General features: G+C 56.2%; 14 protein-coding genes and 4 tRNA genes. 8 read left to right on the top strand and 10 right to left on the bottom strand.

All coding sequences use genetic code 11. The features are described from left to right. The first annotated feature begins 71 nt into the window (after positions 1-71). Entirely contained in the window at positions 72-827 is a 756-nt protein-coding gene (gene xni / locus A8O29_RS04910; protein ID WP_125352116.1) for a flap endonuclease Xni, read from the top strand. A gap of 75 nt (positions 828-902) precedes the next feature. On the opposite strand, the gene rlmM is transcribed toward xni, so the two are convergent. The 4 genes from rlmM to A8O29_RS04890 all read right to left on the bottom strand — a co-directional run bounded on the left by rlmM (position 903) and on the right by A8O29_RS04890 (position 3909). Continuing rightward, positions 903-2003, bottom strand: coding sequence for a 23S rRNA (cytidine(2498)-2'-O)-methyltransferase RlmM (gene rlmM, locus A8O29_RS04905; RefSeq protein WP_110511438.1), 1101 nt, complete (start codon positions 2001-2003; stop codon positions 903-905). Further along, positions 1996-2391: a DUF423 domain-containing protein gene (locus A8O29_RS04900; protein WP_110511439.1), complete on the bottom strand. Its 396-nt coding sequence runs from the start codon at positions 2389-2391 to the stop codon at positions 1996-1998. Before A8O29_RS04900 ends, rlmM begins: the two co-directional genes overlap by 8 nt. Positions 2392-2410: 19 nt before the next feature. Beyond that, complete coding sequence (gene gcvA / locus A8O29_RS04895; protein WP_125352118.1) at positions 2411-3328, bottom strand: glycine cleavage system transcriptional regulator GcvA; 918 nt, start codon at positions 3326-3328, stop codon at positions 2411-2413. Positions 3329-3681: 353 nt separating this feature from the next. Continuing rightward, positions 3682-3909, bottom strand: coding sequence for a YgdI/YgdR family lipoprotein (locus tag A8O29_RS04890; protein WP_110511441.1), 228 nt, complete (start codon positions 3907-3909; stop codon positions 3682-3684). Between the two features lie 191 nt (positions 3910-4100). Here A8O29_RS04890 and csdA point away from each other — a divergent pair, with 191 nt between their 5' ends. Together csdA and csdE are read left to right on the top strand one after the other, a co-directional pair. Continuing rightward, on the top strand, positions 4101-5306 hold the full coding sequence (gene csdA / locus A8O29_RS04885) for a cysteine desulfurase CsdA (RefSeq protein ID WP_125352119.1): 1206 nt from the start codon (positions 4101-4103) through the stop codon (positions 5304-5306). Continuing rightward, a complete protein-coding gene (csdE, locus tag A8O29_RS04880) occupies positions 5307-5750 on the top strand; it encodes a cysteine desulfurase sulfur acceptor subunit CsdE (protein WP_125352121.1) in 444 nt (147 codons plus the stop codon). On the opposite strand, the gene tcdA is transcribed toward csdE, so the two are convergent. After that, positions 5747-6553 carry a tRNA cyclic N6-threonylcarbamoyladenosine(37) synthase TcdA gene (tcdA, locus tag A8O29_RS04875; protein WP_125352123.1) on the bottom strand — a complete coding sequence of 269 codons (807 nt, stop codon included), beginning with the start codon at positions 6551-6553 and terminating at the stop codon, positions 5747-5749. The two genes, csdE and tcdA, sit on opposite strands and share 4 nt — an antisense overlap. A gap of 18 nt (positions 6554-6571) precedes the next feature. Continuing rightward, positions 6572-7675: a murein transglycosylase A gene (gene mltA, locus A8O29_RS04870; RefSeq protein WP_125352124.1), complete on the bottom strand. Its 1104-nt coding sequence runs from the start codon at positions 7673-7675 to the stop codon at positions 6572-6574. 197 nt (positions 7676-7872) lie between these two features. Between mltA and A8O29_RS04865 the strand changes: the two genes are divergently transcribed. The 4 genes from A8O29_RS04865 (at position 7873) to A8O29_RS04850 (ending at position 8325) form a co-directional block, all read left to right on the top strand. Next, a tRNA-Met gene (locus A8O29_RS04865) sits at positions 7873-7949 on the top strand. A 49-nt stretch (positions 7950-7998) separates the two neighbouring features. After that, positions 7999-8075 (top strand) — tRNA-Met (locus tag A8O29_RS04860). A gap of 47 nt (positions 8076-8122) precedes the next feature. Continuing rightward, positions 8123-8199 (top strand) — tRNA-Met (locus A8O29_RS04855). 49 nt (positions 8200-8248) lie between these two features. Beyond that, positions 8249-8325: transfer RNA gene (locus tag A8O29_RS04850), tRNA-Met, on the top strand. Positions 8326-8442: 117 nt separating this feature from the next. On the opposite strand, the gene amiC is transcribed toward A8O29_RS04850, so the two are convergent. After that, positions 8443-9696, bottom strand: coding sequence for an N-acetylmuramoyl-L-alanine amidase AmiC (amiC, locus tag A8O29_RS04845; RefSeq protein ID WP_110511446.1), 1254 nt, complete (start codon positions 9694-9696; stop codon positions 8443-8445). Between the two features lie 226 nt (positions 9697-9922). Between amiC and argA the strand changes: the two genes are divergently transcribed. Further along, a complete protein-coding gene (gene argA, locus A8O29_RS04840; protein WP_110511447.1) occupies positions 9923-11254 on the top strand; it encodes an amino-acid N-acetyltransferase in 1332 nt (443 codons plus the stop codon). A gap of 53 nt (positions 11255-11307) precedes the next feature. Here argA and recD read toward each other — a convergent pair whose 3' ends face one another. Genes recD through ptrA form a run of 3 tightly spaced genes read right to left on the bottom strand, consistent with a single transcriptional unit; the run spans position 11308 to position 19570 of the window. Beyond that, complete coding sequence (gene recD, locus A8O29_RS04835) at positions 11308-13146, bottom strand: exodeoxyribonuclease V subunit alpha (RefSeq protein WP_125354926.1); 1839 nt, start codon at positions 13144-13146, stop codon at positions 11308-11310. Continuing rightward, positions 13146-16685, bottom strand: a complete 3540-nt coding sequence (gene recB / locus A8O29_RS04830) for an exodeoxyribonuclease V subunit beta (protein WP_174081224.1) — start codon at positions 16683-16685, stop codon at positions 13146-13148. The genes recD and recB overlap by 1 nt, the downstream gene beginning before the upstream one ends. After that, entirely contained in the window at positions 16682-19570 is a 2889-nt protein-coding gene (gene ptrA, locus A8O29_RS04825; RefSeq protein WP_125354925.1) for a pitrilysin, read from the bottom strand. Before ptrA ends, recB begins: the two co-directional genes overlap by 4 nt. Positions 19571-19584 lie beyond the last annotated feature (14 nt).

Raw genomic sequence — 19584 nt, 5'->3', positions numbered from 1 at the left:
TTCCCGCCGTTACATAGCCTCATTTTCTTCACGGTGTTACCCTACGCGCATTGCTATCAAGGAGGGTAACCGTGGCCATTCATCTGCTCATTGTCGACGCACTGAATCTTATTCGCCGTATTCATGCGGTTCAGGGGTCACCGTGCGCGGATACCTGTCTGCATGCGCTGCAACAGCTGATTGTGCACAGCCAGCCGACGCATGCCGTCGCAGTGTTTGACGACGAAGCCCGTAACCAAAGCTGGCGCCATCAACGCTTACCGGATTACAAAGCCGGGCGCTCACCGATGCCGGAAGATTTGCATGCGGAAATGGACAACATTCGCAACGTCTTTGAACAGCACGGCGTGCGCTGCTGGGGCTCAACCGGCAATGAAGCCGACGATCTCGCCGCGACGCTTGCCGTGAAAGTCGCCAGCGCGGGCCATCAGGCCACCATCGTTTCGACGGACAAAGGCTACTGCCAGCTGCTGTCGCCCACCATTCGCATCCGTGATTACTTCCAGAAACGCTGGCTCGACGCGCCGTTTATCGCCCAGGAGTTTGGCGTTACGCCGCAACAGCTGCCCGACTATTGGGGACTCGCCGGGATCAGCAGTTCAAAAGTGCCGGGTGTGGCGGGCATTGGCCCAAAAAGCGCTACCGAACTGCTGGCACAATTTCCAACACTCGAAGCAATTTATCAGCATCTGGATGACGTGCCGGAGAAGTGGCGTAAAAAGCTGAGTGAACATCAGGAGATGGCGTTTATCTGCCGCGATATCGCGACGCTACAAACGGATATTCAGTTAGATGGGAATTTGCAGCAACTGCGGTTGGTGAAGTAACTTACATTTCCGCTGTGTTTTGTAGGCCCGGCAAGCTTAGCGCCGCCGGGCAAAGGAGTCGGTGAGGGGTAAAAATTAACGCTCGTCGCGACGTCCGCCCACGGCGGCCCAAAGACGACGGACGTGAACCGTCACTTCTTCGCGATCGTGGTAAAGCTGACGCGCCTGAATGTGCGCATTAATTCCGTGCTCATCAAGCTGTGCCTGAATGTATGCCAGATTCTGCGACACTTCTTCATAACGCTTTTTCATCGGCAGCTTCAGGTTGAAAATGGTTTCACGACACCAGCCATTGACCAGCCACTGCGCCATCAGCGCGGCAACTTTAGCCGGTTTCTCAACCATATCGCACACCATCCACGAGATATTGCTGCGGGTTGGGCGATAGCGGAAACCATCTTCACGCAGCCAGGTCACCTGTCCGGTGTCCATCAGGCTTTGCGCCATCGGGCCGTTATCGACAGACGACACCCACATGTTGCGTTGGACCAACTGATAGGTCCAGCCGCCCGGGCACGCCCCTAAATCTACCGCATACATGCCGTTTGCCAGACGCTCGTCCCACTCATCGGCAGGAATGAAGACGTGGAACGCTTCTTCCAGTTTGAGCGTGGAGCGGCTCGGTGCCTCGGACGGGAACTTGAGGCGCGGAATACCCATGTAGTACGGGGAGTTGTTGGTCGTCAGCGAGTAACCGACGTAGCAGCAGCCCGGCGCAATAAAGAACACATGCACCACCGGACGCTTAGGCGTGTCATAGCCTGCCAGCACGTTCACTTCACGCAGCGCCGAACGCAGCGGCACGGTGAACTTGCGGCAGAACTTCATCAGCTCTTTACTTTCGTTGGTATCCGCGACTTCAACACGCAGATCGCCACCTTTCTCAACCACGCCCATCAGCATCCCGACTACTGGAGTGATGCGGTCTTCCGGAGGAAGGTCAGTCAGCAGTTCGCAGGCCACAAACATCTGACGGGCGAAAATCAGCGAGCTGAACGGCAATTCACGGATCAGTTTCTCCGCGTCGTCCGGCTGGTAGCACTCGAAAATCACATAACCCGAGTTGTCTTTAACTCGGGCAAAACCAAATACGCCAAGGCGAGACGCCTTGTCAGAAATCTCTGCTGCGCACTCTTTCTCAAAACCCTGACGGCTGTAGAGGACAACCTTATTCATGCGCGACACCTTTACGCTTTAAACGAATAGCACCAATGAGCATCAGCACCCAACCGGCGAGGAAGCATACCCCGCCCACCGGAGTGACAAATGCCCACAGGCGTAAATGCGACAGTGCCAGACAATACAGGCTGCCGCTGAAAAACACGGTTCCCAGCGCCATAAACACGCTGCTCCAGTAGAACCAGATACTGATCCGGCGCTGCATAGCAACCGCCAGACCGAAAATCGCCAGGGTGTGGAACGCCTGATATTCGAGACCGGTCTGGATCCAGCCCATCTCAACCACGCCGAGCGATTTACTTAAAACATGTGCGCCGAACGCGCCCAAGGCAACAAAAACGAAGCCACTGATAGCGGCAAAAATCAGCATGAAGCGACTGGTCATGTCATTACCCTAAATTCATTTATTGTTCGTAACGGAAACGGAATTTTTCTTGCTCGCTTGCCGCCTTCGCCAGTATCCACTGACGGAATGCAGCTATTTTACCCAGTTCCGCCTGGCTGTCATGGCAAACGAGGTAAAACGCGTTCTTGCTGACCAGCACATCATTAAACGGGCAGACCAAACGGCCCGCCTCAATTTCGGACTGCGCCATCACGTTGTTGGCCAGTGCGATCCCTTGTCCATGGATAGCCGCCTGCAGCACCATCGCGCTGTGGCTGAAAATCGGTCCCTGTTGAACATTGATATGATTTAAGCCCAACTGGCGAGTGTACGTTTGCCAGTCGCGACGGGAAGCATCATGCAATAGCGTATGTTGCGCCAGATCCGCAGGCGTCTTCAACGCCTTCTCACCGGTGAGTAACAACGGTGAGCAAACAGGGAGCAGGTATTCTGCGTACAATTTTTCGACACGCAGACCGGGCCAGTTACCGCGCCCGTAAAAAATCGCCACGTCGACGTCGTCCGCCAGCTTGTCTTCCTGACGGTCCACTGCCTGGATCCTGACGTCGATTCCCGGATAAGCTGAGTTAAAGCTTGCCAGTCTTGGCACCAGCCATTGAATGGCAAAACTTGGCAACATACTGACCGTCAGTGCGCCTTTGGCACTGCGCGCCTGCAGTTTACGCGTTGCTTCGGTTAATTGCGAAAAGATCTCTTTGATATCCTGGAAATAGCTCTGCCCTTCTTCGGTCAGCAAAAGCGAACGATTGCGGCGGCGAAAGAGCTTCAGGCCCAGGAAATCCTCGAGTGACTTGATCTGATGGCTTACTGCGGCCTGAGTCACAAAGAGCTCATCAGCGGCGCGAGTGAAGCTGAGATGGCGGGCGGCGGCATCAAATACACGTAATGCATTCAGAGGTGGTAAACGCTTCGACATGGTTGTTTTAGCTTAGATGTTAACTAGTTTTAACAATTAGATTACATCATGTAACCTATTAGTTTTTTTTATCTGAGCCATTATAATTTGTCCGTTGAGCTTCTACCAGCAAATACCTATAGTGGCGGCACTTCCTGAGCCGGAACGAGAAGCTTTTTTCGGAATGCGTGTTCTGATGAGCTTTTGGCTTACGGTTGTGATGTTGTGTTGTTGTGTTTGCAATTGGTCTGGAATTCAGACCTCGGTAGCAAGACTACCCCCTTTTCACTTCCTGTACATTTACCCTGTCTGTCCATAGTGATTAATGTAGCACCGCCAAATTGCGGTGCTTTTTTTTGCTTAAAATTCAAGCCTTAGTTATCCATCTCGACCATTTCTTTCACGTCGGTACGGTTAATTTGCTGCTTGTTACCGTTCGCATCTTTATACGAGATCATCCCGGTATCACTGTCTGTCTGTGGCTTACCATCAGCAATTATGGTACGGCCATCATTGGTATGCATCACATAGTTGGGACCAGAACAGGCGCTCAGGGCAAACGTCAGCATACAGGCGGAAATGATTGCGGCAGTCTTGTTCATGTTTTTCTCCTTTAGCGTTTAATGCTGGATTTAAAGCTTCAATTAACAGGCTAAAACAATCGCCTAACATAATTCAGCATAACGCACTGTCAGCACTTCGCCACAAATACCGGAGAATTCTGAAGGTTACTCCTGTCCTTGCCCTGCCGCGAAATATGCGCGACGATCGTCAGACTGGAATGAGGAAAACCATGAACGCATTCAACCCGGCGCAGTTTCGCGCCCAGTTTCCGGCGCTGAGCAATGCCGGGGTCTATCTCGACAGCGCTGCCACCGCGCTAAAACCGCAGGCCGTCATTGACGCTAGCCATCAGTTTTACAGCCTGAGCGCAGGTAATGTGCACCGCAGCCAGTTTGCCGCCGCGCAAAAGCTGACCGCGCGCTATGAAGCGGCTCGCACCCAGGTCGCCAGGCTGATTAACGCGCCTGATGACAAAAATATTGTCTGGACCCGCGGCACCACCGAAGCCATCAACATGGTCGCGCAATGCTATGCCCGCCCACGCCTCAAGCCTGGCGATGAGATAATCGTCAGCGAGGCTGAGCATCATGCGAATCTGGTGCCGTGGCTTATGGTGGCGGAACAAACCGGCGCGCAGATCATTAAATTGCCGCTGGGTGCCGACCATCTGCCGGACGTCGAACAGCTTTCCTCATTAATCACCTCCCGAAGCCGTATTCTGGCACTGGGGCAAATGTCCAACGTCACCGGTGGCTGCCCGGATCTTGCCCGTGCAATCCAGCTGGCTCACGCCGCTGGCATGGTGGTCATGGTCGATGGCGCCCAGGGCGTGGTGCATTTCCCGGCGGACGTTCAGGCGCTGGATATCGACTTCTACGCCTTTTCCGGCCACAAGCTGTATGGCCCGACCGGGATCGGCGCGCTGTACGGTAAACAGGAATTGCTGGACGACATGACGCCGTGGCTCGGCGGCGGCAAGATGATCACCGAAGTCACTTTCGACGGATTCAAAACCCAGCCGGTGCCGTATCGTCTCGAGGCAGGAACACCCAACGTCGCTGGTGTCATAGGCCTCAGCGTGGCGCTGGAGTGGCTAAGCGAAATCGATCTTGTGCAGGCGGAAACCTGGAGCCGTGGGCTGGCGACGCTTGCCGAAGAAGAACTCTCGCGCCGCCCAGGCTTTCGCTCGTTCCGCTGTCAGGATTCCAGCCTGCTGGCGTTCGATTTCGATGGCGTGCATCACAGCGATATGGTGACATTACTGGCGGAGTACGGCATCGCCCTGCGCGCCGGGCAGCACTGTGCCCAACCGTTACTGGCGGCGTTAGGCGTCAGCGGCACCCTGCGCGCCTCGTTTGCGCCGTATAATACGCAGGAAGATGTTCATGCGCTGGTGAACGCCGTTGACCGCGCCCTTGATTTACTGGTGGATTAAATGACAAGCCCCGCTCTCGCCGGACACCCGTTCGGCACGACCGTCACGCAGGATGCCTTGCGTCAGATTTTTGTCCCGCTGAACCAGTGGGAAGACAAATACCGTCAGCTGATCCTGCTCGGAAAACAGCTCCCTGCGCTGCCGGATGAATTTAAGGCTGAAGCGGAAGAAATTGCCGGATGTGAAAACCGTGTCTGGCTCGGCCACACGCGTCTGCCGCAGGGCGCGTTGCATTTTTACGGCGACAGCGAAGGCAGGATCGTTCGAGGATTGTTAGCCGTGCTGCTGACGGCTATTGAAGGTAAAAGCGCGGATCAACTGCTTGAGTGCGATCCGCTGAACTTTTTCGATGAACTTGGGCTGCGCGCCCAGCTTAGCGCGTCCCGCAATCAGGGGCTGAACGCGCTGCGCGACGCGGTGCTCAACGCCGCGCGAACGGCTTAACTCTGGCGTTCCGCCTTCGCTAACATTTTCTTCAACGCATGGGACACCGCGACGAAACCGAACGTCGCGGTGACCATCGTCGCCGCGCCAAAACCGGAGGCGCAATCCATTCTTTTCGGGCCTTCAGCGGTGCTTTTCATCGCGCACACAGACCCATCAGATTGCGGATACACCAGCGCTTCGGTCGAAAATACGCAGTCTACGCCCAGCTTACCTTTGCCGTTCTTCACCACGCCGAAATCACTCTTCAGACGCTCGCGCAGTTTTGCTGCCAGCGGATCCTGAATGGTTTTCGCCAGATCGGCGACCTGGATCTGCGTCGGATCAATTTGTCCGCCCGCCCCGCCGGTGGTGACCAGCGGCACTTTGTAACGACGACAGTATGAGATCAGCGCCGCTTTCGGGCGCACGCTGTCGATGGCGTCGATAACGTAGCTAAAGCCCACGCCCATATATTCAGCCACGTTATCCGGCGTCACGAAATCATCGACGACGGTGACGCGACATTCCGGGTTGATCTGACGAATACGCTCCGCCATCACCTCGGCTTTGGCGAGCCCGACGTTGCCGCCGAGCGCGTGGATCTGCCGATTGGTATTGGTGACGCACACGTCGTCCATATCAATCAGCGTGATCGCGCCGATACCGGTACGTGCCAGCGCTTCCGCCGCCCACGAGCCTACGCCGCCGATCCCGACGACGCACACGTGCGCTTCGGCAAACACCTGAAGCGCTTTTTCACCATATAAACGTGCCGTGCCGCCAAAACGCTGGCGCCAGGCTTCGCTAAGAACGACTGACATAAAACCTCAAACCGCTTGTTAACCGCTAAAGACGTTACCGTTTCCGGCACCTGGTGCGCCACGCAGCACCCAAACGCGACCGTAATGGTTGTACCAGCCTGCGCGATGACCGGCGTCGGCACCGATACCCTGATAGATGTCGAAGTGCTGACCTTTGATTGCGCCGCCAACATCCAGCGCCACCATCAGACGCAGTTCGTAGTGACCGTTAAACTTACCGTTATTGTCCAGCTGCGGCACTTCAGCCAGCAGGGTGGTGCCCGGTGGGATAACGCTGCGATCCGACGCGACGGACGCGCGGCCAATCAGCGGCACCGCGCTCGCCCCTTTCACCGGTGCAAACGACTGCGGTTTAAAGAACACGAATGACGGGTTCGCTTCTAATAAAGAACGCACGTCGGCTTCGCTGTGGGTTTCGCCCCAGTGGCGGATGGCCTGCATCGACATATCTTCTCTCTTCACTTCACCGCGATCGATAAGCACTTTACCGATGCTGCGATACGGCCAGCCGTTTTTACCGGAGTAGCTAAAGAAGTTAAGCGGGGAGCCATCACCATAATCAATGTATCCACTGCCCTGCACGTCCATGATGAAGTTATCCATCAGGGAGTTGCTGTAGGCGAGTATATAGTTGTCGCTCAGCGCACCGGCGTAGATTTCCGCACGGGACGGCAGACGGCCGCGTTTCGGCGGCATCCGGTAAATCGGATACTGGAATTCACCCTGACGGGTATGGCGGGCTTGTACTACCGGCGTGTAATAGCCCGTGAATTGCACGTTGCCGTAGTTATCGGTGCCCTGCATCTGCCAGGCGTCCAGACCATACTGTTTCAGGGTGCGGGTATCGCCCCCGGCCTGCAGCCATTGCTGGATGGCGGAGAACACACCGCTTTGGCTACCATAAAGGCGCGGCGATGCATTACGTATCTCATTAACCTGTTGGGAGAAGTCACCGGCGTTAATCGGTGCGCCAACGGCCTCCGGCTGGTTCACCAGGGAAAAAGGCTGGTTGAACGTTCCGTCCTTATATTGCTGACCGCGATCGGTCGGTTTGGAGGAACAAGCGGCGAGCATGGTCATCAGCGCGCCTGTTGCCAGAATTTTTGTCCAACGTCCTTTCATGGTCTCTCATCTTCTTTCATCAGCTGAATGCGTGATGAAGATAACAAACCGCCAGGGCTATTGAAATGTGATAACGTGCCACACGACCTATTTTGAGCAAAAAATACGCTACCTGTAGCGTTTTTATCCACTCCTCAGCATTTCTGCAAAAAAGGGTTGCATCAAAACGCCGCCAGCGTATAGTGCGCTTCCACGGACGCGGGATGGAGCAGCCTGGTAGCTCGTCGGGCTCATAACCCGAAGGTCGTCAGTTCAAATCTGGCTCCCGCAACCAATTAAAATGTGTAGAAAAGGTTTACCTGATGGAAGGGTAAACAACCGGACGCGGGATGGAGCAGCCTGGTAGCTCGTCGGGCTCATAACCCGAAGGTCGTCAGTTCAAATCTGGCTCCCGCAACCAACACATTGTAAAGAGTAAGTTTTACCTGATATACTGGTAAAATCGGACGCGGGATGGAGCAGCCTGGTAGCTCGTCGGGCTCATAACCCGAAGGTCGTCAGTTCAAATCTGGCTCCCGCAACCAACAAATTGTGAAGAATAAGGTTTACCTGATGTAAAGGTAAACAACCGGACGCGGGATGGAGCAGCCCGGTAGCTCGTCGGGCTCATAACCCGAAGGTCGTCAGTTCAAATCTGGCTCCCGCAACCACTTCATAAAACATTAAGCACCTTAACGGGTGTTTTTTTGTCTCTAAAATTCAGTATTCCCACCTAAAAGCCAAAAAAATGACGCCTTCCGGCGCCACTCTTTTCTTTCCTGATGCACTTACCCACGTCGCGCGAGCGTTGCCCCATCAGCAAAGTACGCTTTGATCCCAGCCAGAATCGACTCCGCCACTTCCTGCTGGAAGGTGGCGGTCTTCAGCTTACGCTCTTCTTCGACGTTACTGATAAATGCAGTCTCAACCAGAATCGACGGAATATCCGGGGCTTTCAGTACGGCGAACCCGGCCTGCTCCACCCTATTCTTATGCAGGTTGTTAACTTTGCCGAGTTTCCCCAATACCGCTTTACCAAATTTCAGGCTGTCGTTGATGGTCAGGGACTGCACCATGTCGAACATGGTGTGATCGACATAGCGATCGCCGCTTTTACTGACACCACCGATAAGATCCGAGGCGTTCTGAGTTTTCGCCAGGTATTTCGCCGCGGTACTGGTTGCCCCTTTGGTCGACAATGCAAACACCGATGAACCGCTCGGCTGGCGGCTGGTGAATGCATCGGCGTGAATCGAGACAAACAGGTCGGCGCGCTGTTTCTGCGCCTTAGCCACGCGCACTTTCAGCGGAATGAACACGTCTTCATTACGTGTCATATACGCCTTCATATTGCCTTCTTTCTCGATAAGCGCCTTCAGGCGACGGGCGATTTGCAGCACCACGTCTTTCTCGCGGGTGTGATATTTCCCCACTGCGCCGGAGTCTTCACCGCCATGCCCCGGGTCGAGCATTATGACAATCGGCCTGTCGCGCCCTGCTTTGCCCGGCTGTGGGCCGCTCTGGGCTGGTGGAACCTGCTTATCCAGATCGCCTTTGTTGTAATCTTCCAGTAACGCCAACAGCGGATCCTGCACTTCCGTCGCCGTAGACGGGTAAAGATCCATCACCAGACGTTCTTTAAAGCCCGCGACAGCGGCCAGGCCAAACAGTTGAGGTTTGACGTTTTGCTTGAGCTCAAACACCATGCGCACGGTTTGCGGATCGAACTGCCCGACGCGCGCCGATTTGATATACGGATCGTCATCGCGAATCTGCGCACTCATGCCTTTCAGCACCGAGTTGAGATTCACGCCTTCGAGATCGACCACCACCCGCTCAGGGTTGCTAAGCGCAAACTGCTTATATTTCAGCTCATGGCTGGATTCTATCGTCACGCGGGTATAGGTGGACGAAGGCCAGACGCGCACCGCCACCACTCGACTATCAGCGGCCAGCCCCACCTGACTCACACTGAGTAACCACATTGCCCCCGCCCCTTTTAACAAGCGACGACGTGTTAATCCTGACTGACTTCCAGACATGCCTCTCCCAAGCAAAAAATCAATTTAGCAATTTATACGGCTGGTTTGACCGAAAACTTTAACCAAACCCGCATAAACTGTCATCTATAAAAGGGTAAACAATCCTGATTCGTTCTAATTTCTAACTGACTTATTGGGGACATTGGTTGAAATTGATGCTTGCACTGAGATGCAAAACAGAATAAAAATACACTAAATACGAATAATCATGCATCGAGGTTGTACTGTGGTGAAGGAACGTAAAACCGAACTGGTTGAGGGATTTCGTCATTCTGTTCCATACATTAACGCCCACCGCGGCAAGACGTTTGTCATTATGCTCGGCGGCGAAGCCATTGAACATGAGAATTTCTCAAGCATTGTCAACGATATAGGTCTTCTTCACAGTCTGGGCATTCGCCTGGTGCTGGTGTATGGCGCGCGTCCACAGATTGACGCCAATCTGGCGGAGCATCATCACGAGCCGATTTATCACAAAAAGACCCGCGTGACTGACGCCAAAACGCTCGACATGGTGAAGCAGGCCGCAGGAATGTTACAACTTGATATAACTGCGCGTCTGTCGATGAGCCTCAATAACACGCCTTTGCAGGGCGCGCACATCAATGTGGTGAGCGGCAACTTCATTATCGCGCAGCCGCTGGGCGTCGATGACGGAATTGATTATTGCCACAGCGGCCGTATTCGTCGCATCGATGAAGAAGCCATTCATCGTCAGCTCGACAGCGGCGCCATCGTGCTGATGGGGCCGGTGGCCGTCTCCGTGACCGGGGAAAGCTTCAACCTGACTTCAGAAGAGATTGCCACCCAGCTGGCCATTAAGCTCAAAGCAGAAAAGATGATCGGCTTCTGCTCTTCGCAGGGCGTGCTGAATTCCCAGGGTGAAATCATTTCCGAGTTGTTCCCTAATGAGGCACAGGCGCGTGTCGAAACGCTGGAAAACGACGGCGAGTATTACTCTGGCACCGTGCGTTTCCTGCGTGGAGCAGTGAAAGCCTGCCGCAGCGGCGTGCGCCGTTGTCATCTCCTCAGCTACCAGGAAAACGGGGCGCTGTTACAGGAACTGTTCTCCCGCGATGGGATCGGGACTCAGATTGTGATGGAAAGCGCCGAGCAAATCCGCCGGGCCACTATCAACGACATTGGCGGGATCCTCGAACTTATCGAGCCGCTGGAACAACAGGGGATTCTGGTGCGTCGCTCTCGCGAGCAGCTGGAAATGGAAATCGACAAGTTCACCGTGATTCAGCGCGATAACACCACCATCGCCTGCGCCGCGCTGTATCCGTTCCCGGAAGAGCGCATCGGCGAAATGGCCTGTGTGGCGGTGCATCCGGATTATCGCAGCTCATCGCGCGGTGAAGTGCTGCTGGAGCGCATTGCCGCCCAGGCCAGACAAATGGGCCTCAGCAAACTGTTTGTGCTGACGACCCGCAGCATTCACTGGTTCCAGGAGCGCGGGTTTATGCCGGTGGAAGTGGATTTACTGCCGGAGAGTAAAAAAGAGATGTACAACTATCAGCGCAAGTCGAAAGTACTGATGGCCGATCTGTCCTGATTACCCTTCTAAAATCGCCGGGCAGCGTTTCGTCTTGCCCGGCATTATTCTGCTTATCCCAACTGAGCAAACAGCGCCGCCAGCCCGCTGCGTCGTTCGGTTCTGACGGTGATTGCCTGCGCCAGCAGCGCCGGGTCGGCGTACAGTGAAAGCTGCTGTTTAGCACGGGTGATGGCCGTATACACCAACTCTCGCGTCACCAACGGCACGCTCTGCGACGGTAAAATTAACGCCGCATGATTGAATTCCGACCCCTGCGATTTATGCACCGTCATGGCCCACGCGGTGTCGTGTTCCGGCAAACGGCTCGGCTGCACGGATTTAATGCTGCCATCCGGCATCGGGAACCACACGCGTAGCCCGGTTCCCCGGTCGAGCGCAATGCCTAAATCCCCATTGAACAGCCCCAGCGCGCTATCGTTGCGGGCAATCATCACCGGACGCCCCTCATACCACCGAGAGTGCCGCGACGGAAGGATACGCCGTTTACGGGCCAGCGTTTGTTCGAGCTGTTCATTCACCCCACTCACGCCATACGGCCCTTCACGGAGCGCACAGAGCACTTGATACTGCGAAAAGGCAGCCAGGATATCGGCCGGCTCCGCGCGCGCTTTCAGCAGCGCCAGGTAATCTGCATAACCTGTTACGGCCTCTTCCAGCATGGATTCGTACTCCGCCGTGGTGCGCAGCGGTTTTAAGGTGATATCAGAAAAGTCTTGCGCAAACACCTGCTTCATCGCTTTCGCATCGCCGTTATTCACCGCACGCGCCAGCTGGCCGATGCCGGAGTCACTGCCGAAACGGTAGCTTTTTTGCAACAGGCACAGGCTATCACGCAGTGCGCCTGCCTCAGATCCTTCGCCTGCGGGCACGGAAGTACCGGTCAGACGACTCAGCTCCTGTGCGCGCATCGGTGTATAACCGGCATTCACCCAGGCGCAAACATCACCCAGCACCGCGCCGGCTTCCACCGACGCCAGCTGGTCACGGTCGCCAAGGAAAACCACCCGGGCGTGCGCCGGGAGGGCCGCAATGAGCCGCGCCATCATAGGCAAATCAATCATCGACGCTTCATCCACCACCAGCACGTCCAGATGCAGCGGGTTTCCCGCGTGATAACGCAGGCGCTGGCTGCCTGGCTGCGCGCCCAACAGGCGATGCAGCGTGCCCGCTTCCGCAGGCAGCAGTTTTTTCTGTTCATCGTTTAACGACAACTGACGCAGGGCAGAACCTAACGATTCCGTCAGACGCGCGGCAGCTTTACCGGTTGGCGCAGCCAGGCGGATACGGCATTTCGGCTGGGTATTGGTCTGGATCAGTGCTGCCAGCAGTTTCGCCACGGTGGTGGTTTTTCCGGTACCGGGGCCGCCAGAGATAACAGAGATCCGCCGGGTCAGCGCCACAGCCGCGGCGACTTTCTGCCAGTCGACCTCATCCGTTGGGGGAAACAGCGCCGCAAGCGTGGTGGTCAGCAGCGCATCATCTCCGGGCGCTTCCGGTTCGCTCTGGCTGAAAAAGCGGGCAATCGTGAGTTCATTGCGCCACAGGCGATTGAGATACAAACGTCCGCCACACAGCACCAACGGCGTCGCTTCCGCGCCATCGCCCACCGCCGGAGAGGCCAGCAGCTGTGCTTCAATGCCCTCCACGGGACCGGCCAGAGCAAACAGCTGCTGCCAGAGCGCCTGCACGCGCCCGGTGGCTTGTTCATCCGCGTGGAAACGCGAAAGCGGCAGACATACGTGGCCTTCCCCGGCATCGCGGCTGAGCAACGCCGCCGCCAGCATCACACCCGGCGTGTCATGTTCCGCGACCATCAGCGCAAACTGTACATCCAGCGGGCGCAGCAGTTTTTGCTGGGCGGCTTCCATTAACAGGACTTCCATGGTCATCACATCACCTCCTGTGCATCACCCGCAAACAGCGCATCCATACCGTCGATCAGTGCGCGATCAGGCCGGGTGGTAAAGATCCCCTGCCCGCCTTCGCCGCCGTCTACGCCGCGCAGGAACAGATAAATCACGCCGCCGAAGTGGGCGTCAAAATCGTAATCCGACAGCCTGTGGCGCAGATAACGGTGCAGCGCGAGGCTGTACAGCTGATATTGCAGGTCGTAGCGGTGCGACTGCATCGCCTGCGCCATTGCGGCCTGGGTGTAAGCCTCGCTATTTTCGCCGAGCCAGTTGGATTTATAGTCGAGCAGGTAATAACGCCCGTCATGGCGGAAAACAAGGTCGATAAAGCCTTTAAGCATACCGCTCACCTGTCGGAAATCGAGCGGCGGACAGCCCGCGGAAAGCGGGTCATGCTGGCGGATTAACGCATCCAGCGCCTGCGGCATCAGCAGTTGTTCTATCGGCAGATAGAACTCCATCTCGACTTGCTTATTTTTGGCCGTGAGCTGGCTCAGCGAAATGCCCGCGCCGGAGAGTGGCGTTTGCAGCACGGTGGTCAGCCACTGCGTTAATACCGGAGCCCATTTAGCCTCAAAGCCGTTGCGCTCGAGCTGTTCCTGCATCCACGGTTCATCGACTGGCTGTGTAAAATCGATTTCTTCAAACAGGCTATGCAGGAAGGTGCCCGGTGATGCTCCGCGCGGGAAATGATGCGGCGTCAGTTCCGGCTCGTCAGACACGTCAGCCACGCCCGCCGCGTCGATATCCAGGCGCGGCAGCAGATCCTGCGCCACGCTGTGCCCTCGCTGTTGAAGCCCGGAATAGCTGGTGACTCGCCAGTCGTCGATGATGCGTCGCTGCATCTCTCTGGCGCGTAGTTCCGGCATTTCAGGCGTAATCGCCTGCCAGCGCCCGCCTTCCGGGAGGGTCGGGATATGCAGAGCAATATGTTCGTTACAGAGTTCACGTAGACAGGCTTCAAGGCCCGCTGCGTCTTTGGCTTCGCCTTTTTGCACCAGGCGGCCCAGCGCACTTTGGTGCAACTCGGTGTCGGTGGCTTTATCGCTGCGGCGCGGACTGAGCGGCGCAATACCTAAACTGCAGTGCCAAATCGCGCGGGTCAGCGCCACGTACAGCAGGCGTAAATCTTCTGCCAGACGCTCGGCCTCGGCAAGCTCCAGGCTTTCTTCGCCATTGTGCAAATCGAGCACCGCCGCGAAGGACGTGCGGTCGTGATAAAACGCCTGATCCTGTTTCCGATAGCGGGCGATAAACGGCAGCCAGACCAGAGAGTATTCCAGCCCTTTCGATTTATGCACCGTAACGATTTGCACCAGGTGCTTGTCGCTTTCCAGGCGCATTTGCTGGCTCGACGATCCGCTGTCCGGTCCGCCAATCTGCTGCCCCAGCCATCGCATCAGCGCATGTTCACTTTCGAGTTGCACGGCGGCTTCCTGTAACAGCTCGCTTAGATGCAGAATATCGGTCAGACGACGTTCACCGCCGTGCGTCACCAGTAAATTTTCTGCGATATTGCGCGCTGCCATCAGCGCACGCAGCATCGCCATCACGCCCCGCTTTTGCCAGAGCAGGCGATATTCGCTGAACTCTTCCACCAGCGCATCCCAGGCAAGTTCATCTAAATTCAGGCGCTCAATGTCCTGTGCATTCAGACCAAACAGCGAGCTGGCGAGCGCGGTGCGCAGGCTGCTTTCCCTTTCCGGGGCCAACACGGCTTGTAGTAGCCACAGCAGTTCCTGCGCTTCTGGCGTTTCAAACACGCTGTCGCGGTTAGATAAGTACACCGACGGAATACCCAGCGCATTCAGCGCATCACGCACTAGCGCCGCTTCCTGTCGATTACGCACCAGCACGGTAATGTCTGAAGCCTGAACCGGACGTGACGTTTCACCGCGCCATAGCAGCGCATCACCACGCTGACCGGCGCTCAGCCAGTCGCGAATTTGCCCGGCGCACATCTGCGCCATGAACGCCTGATAATCCCCGGCGCTGACGTTGTTGCCAGGCATCAGCCAAAAGCTCATCGCAGGCTGGTCTTCACCGTTCATCTCAAAGCGCAGCCCCTGATTTTTGGGCGCGGGCTTCACCGGTAAAAAGGGAATATCACGGAACATGAAAGGATTATCAGACAGGCCAAAAAGCCGGTTGACGCTTTCCACCACGCCTGGGGCCGAACGCCAGTTGGTGTCGAGGGTGTAATGGGCGGCTACATCGCCACGCGCGCGCATGTAGGTAAAAATATCCGCGCCGCGAAACGCGTAAATAGCCTGTTTAGGATCGCCAATCAACAGCAGCGCAGTATCGGGTTGCTGCCGCCAGATCCGTCGAAAAATGCGGTACTGCTGCGGATCGGTATCCTGGAATTCATCGATCATTGCCACCGGGAAACGCTGACGAATAGCGGCCGCCAACGCGTCACCGCTTTCGCCCTGCAATGCATCGTCCAGACGGCTCAGCATGTCGTCAAAGCCCAGCTCGCCACGTCGCTGTTTCTCCCGCGCCACGGCTTCACGTATTTCAACCATCGCCCGGGAGATGACCAAATCATTGAGTGACGGCGGTGCCGCCAGCAGCGCTTCGATGGTATCGAACAGCGGATGCAGCGGCGGGTTTCCGCCCGCTTTAGTGCGTGAGATCAGGAACGATTGGGCAAATTTCTCCAGCGAATCGGGGAGCTGATAGCCGGTATTTTCTGCCTCAGCCCACGCGCTAATCTTCTCTATCCATTTACCCTGATTACCGCGGTTGAATTTGCTTCGGTTGATATCGGAGCTTTCGATAATATCGGCAATGTCCCCGACCGCCGCCTGCCATTGCGCTTTCAGGGCGCTCAGCTGCGCCACAATCTGCTGATGGCGGGCAATCAGCGTTTCATCCGAGGGCGGGGTTTTGAGCTGCGGGGCTTCGCCCTGAAGATAGCGATCGATGGATTTCAGCAGGTCCTGCGGCCCTTTCCAGCTGGCATGAATGGCCTCGGCCACCTCACGCGGAAGCGGGTAGCAGTGGCGTCGCCAGAAATCGGCACAGGCCTGGAAGCGCAGGCGAGATTCATCTTCAATCAGCTGCTGTTCGAACAACATACCCGACTCAAACGCGTTGAGGCTCAGCATGCGCTGACAGAAACCGTGAATGGTAAACACTGCCGCTTCGTCCATTTGCCGTTCGGCCAGCAAAAGCACGTCCGCCGCCTGTTGCGGATCAGGAATTTCGGTGAGCAGGCTGGCATAAAGCGGGTTATCGGTGCGGTTACGCAGGCAGGCAATGCGCAGTTCGTGGATGTTACTCCGGATGCGGCCACGCAGTTCTTCGGTGGCGGCTTCGGTGAAGGTCACCACCAGCAGCTCTTCGACATCGACCGCGCGGACAAAGGCGGCTTCGCCACCCAGTCCAAGCAACAGCCGCAGATAGAGTGCGGCGATGGTGTAGGTTTTTCCGGTGCCCGCTGAGGCTTCAATCAGGCGCTCACCGGTTAACGGCAAGCGCAGGGGATTTAGGGACTCGGCGGTCTCGGTCATTCGTTCTCTCTCATCAGCGGCATGGATTGCTGCAGCGCGCTAACGCTCTTCCAGACCTTCCAGCCTTTCGGGTGAACAAATTCTGTTTTCCCGTTCTGGCTGCCGGAGACCTGAGAAAGAAGCGCCATGCCCTGCGGCTCCACCACCGTCTGATGGAAGAAGTCTGCAAGTTTTTGCGGCGTCAGCAGTTTTATCTGAGCCACTACTTTATCACGTGAATCAAAACGCATATTACCGCGATCGAAATCTTTGCTGAGCTTTGATGCCTCTTCACCCAGCGTTTGCGGCGGCTGCTGCATTTGAGCAATCACCGACTGCTGGATTTGCGCAAACTCTTCGGGCTTCATGGCCCGCAGCTTCGCCTCAGCGGTCGGGAAGAAGGCTTTGAAACGCTCCCACAGGAAGCCAGGCTGTTTGTCGCTGCTCTGCAACAGGAAACCGACGCCCCACTGACGCCCGACGTTCATCGGGAAAGCAAACACCGCGTAGCCCAGTTGTTCTTCGGTGCGCAGTTGGTTGTAGAACCACGGCTGGATAATTTGCCCCAGCATGGCGCTGGCGGCAGAGCTGCTGAACTCGTCAGCTTTTGGCGGTGCGAACACCGCAGCCAGCGCAGAATCACTGGTGCTACCCGCTTTTTCAAAGATGGCGTTCTGCTGTTTCTCCACCACGATATCTTTGTTACGGCACCACTCCGAACCGTGGGCATTGAGCTGTTTTTGCACCTCTCGTGCGAGCGAAACAGATTTATCAGCCGTCATGTTACCGACGATCAGAAACTCTGGACGCGCGCCTGCTTTCAGCGCATCACGCCAGCTCAAAACGTCCTTCAGCGTGATGGATGGCAGCAAACTTCGGCGCTCTTCGCGCTGGAAGTACGGCACCTGAGACAGCATCTGCACCGGCATAATCGCCTGATCAAAGGCTTTGCCTTTCTCGGCGGAATCCAGCATCTGCGCATACCAGGACTTAGCCTGTTCCAGCTGTTCCTCGGTCGGCTGATAGCTGAAATAGCCCTGCAACAGGGCATCAAACAGCTGCGGCAGACGCTGGGTATAACCGTTGGCGTTGACCATCAGGCCATTATTGGCACCGGTCGAGAAGCTGATTCCGCCCACTGCGGCCTGGTTGCTGAGCTGGTCGAGCGCGATGCCTGCCAGGTAATCATTCAGGGCAAAAATCACCTGGTTACGGGCGGTTTCCATGGCGTTCGGGTTACGCAGCACCAGGGTCACGTCCGCTTTCGGCTCGCTGGCAAAATAGCGGCTCGGGGTGTACACCACTCGCAGCTGCGGCTCATCGACAATCAGCTGTGGTTTATCGGCGACTTTCTCAGGCTTGATCAGCGTGAAGTCGTCCGGAATATACGGATTAAGCGTGGGCAACTGCAGCGCGATTTTCGCGGATCCCTGCTGCCATTCACTGAAGGTCTGCGCGCTAATTTTATCGACCTGATACGGCGCATCAACAAAGTAGGCGGTTTTGTTGTGCGGCTCGTTCGGGCTGATATACCAGATGCGCGCGTTTTGCGGGGTCATCATCGCCAGACTATCCTGGATAGCTTTTGCGTCATACTGGTCAGCAATGTTGACCGCATCAAGCGTGTGCTCGACCGGCACGCGGATCATGGTGTCAGCCAGCCATTCAACGTAATCCATATCGCGATTGATAGACGGATAGCGGAAATCGAGATCCAGCACGTGGGCTAATTCATCAAAGTAACGCTTATCCACGCCCTTCTCGCGCAGCAGATTGAGGTAGCTGAAAATGGCGGCAACAACCTGATCGCGATGCGCCAGGCCTTTATCCGTCAGGGTCGCTGAAATGGCCAGTACGCCACTGTTACCGTTCACCACCGGGTCAGAATCGGCGCGAATGCCTTCAGCCAGCCCCTGCTTTTGCAGCCAGTCGGACAGCGTTCCCGGGCTACGATTCCCCATCAAATAGGTAATCAGCTCATCGGTTTTACTGCGGAACTGGGCAGTATTGTTATCAATACGAAACTCAACGCGCAGCACTTTACGCGGCACCGCTGGCGTGTAGTGAATGATGATGCCTTTCTGCGCATCGGTCACCACAGGAACAGTAATCTCCGGGCGGGTGATGTTTTTGTTTGGTACCCGACCCCAGGTTTCCGCGGCCATTTTTTCCAGTTCTGGCAGCGGCTTATTGCTGTAGATAACCGCTTTCATCAGGTTGGCGGAGTAGTATTTATCGCGGAACGCCAGCAGCGCATCAAGTACCGGGCTGCCGGGCTTGTCGCTCAGTGTTTCAAGGTTACCGCCGGAGAAACGGGCTCCTGGGTGCGCCGGGTTAATGGTTTCGGCGCTCACCTGAGCCATACGCATACCGTCTCGGCTGCGGGCCATAGTCAGCTCTGAGTTAACGGCGTTGCGCTCTCTGTCGGCGTATTTTTTATCAAGAAGCGGTTCGGCAATAGCATCTGCCAGGCGATCAACCGCGCCTGCCAGCGCGTCGTTTTCTACTTCGAGATAGAACGCGGTGCGATAAGGTGCGGTACTGGCATTGTGGCTGCCGCCGTGCATTTTGAGATATTCGGCGAGGCTATCCGGCTGCGGGTATTTTTTAGACCCCATCAGCGTCATATGTTCGAGGAAATGGGCCAGTCCCGGATGGGAATCCGGATCCTCCAGCGAGCCAACCGGCACCACCAGCGCAGACAACGACTTCACCGCCTGCGGGTCGGAAACCAACAGCACAACCATCCCGTTATCAAGCTTAATCGCCTGATACTGACGGGGATCTTTCTCGCTTTTGCGGATGGTTTCCTTTATCGGTTGCCATCCATTGTCAGCCTGACTCATAGGCGCCCAGAGGGCGAACAAAACGATAAATACGACATTCAACCAAGTGCTGCGGGGCATTCACGGACCTCATC

Source organism: Scandinavium goeteborgense (assembly GCF_003935895.2).
GTDB lineage: Bacteria > Pseudomonadota > Gammaproteobacteria > Enterobacterales > Enterobacteriaceae > Scandinavium > Scandinavium goeteborgense.
This window is presented reverse-complemented; position numbering and strand designations above follow the sequence as displayed.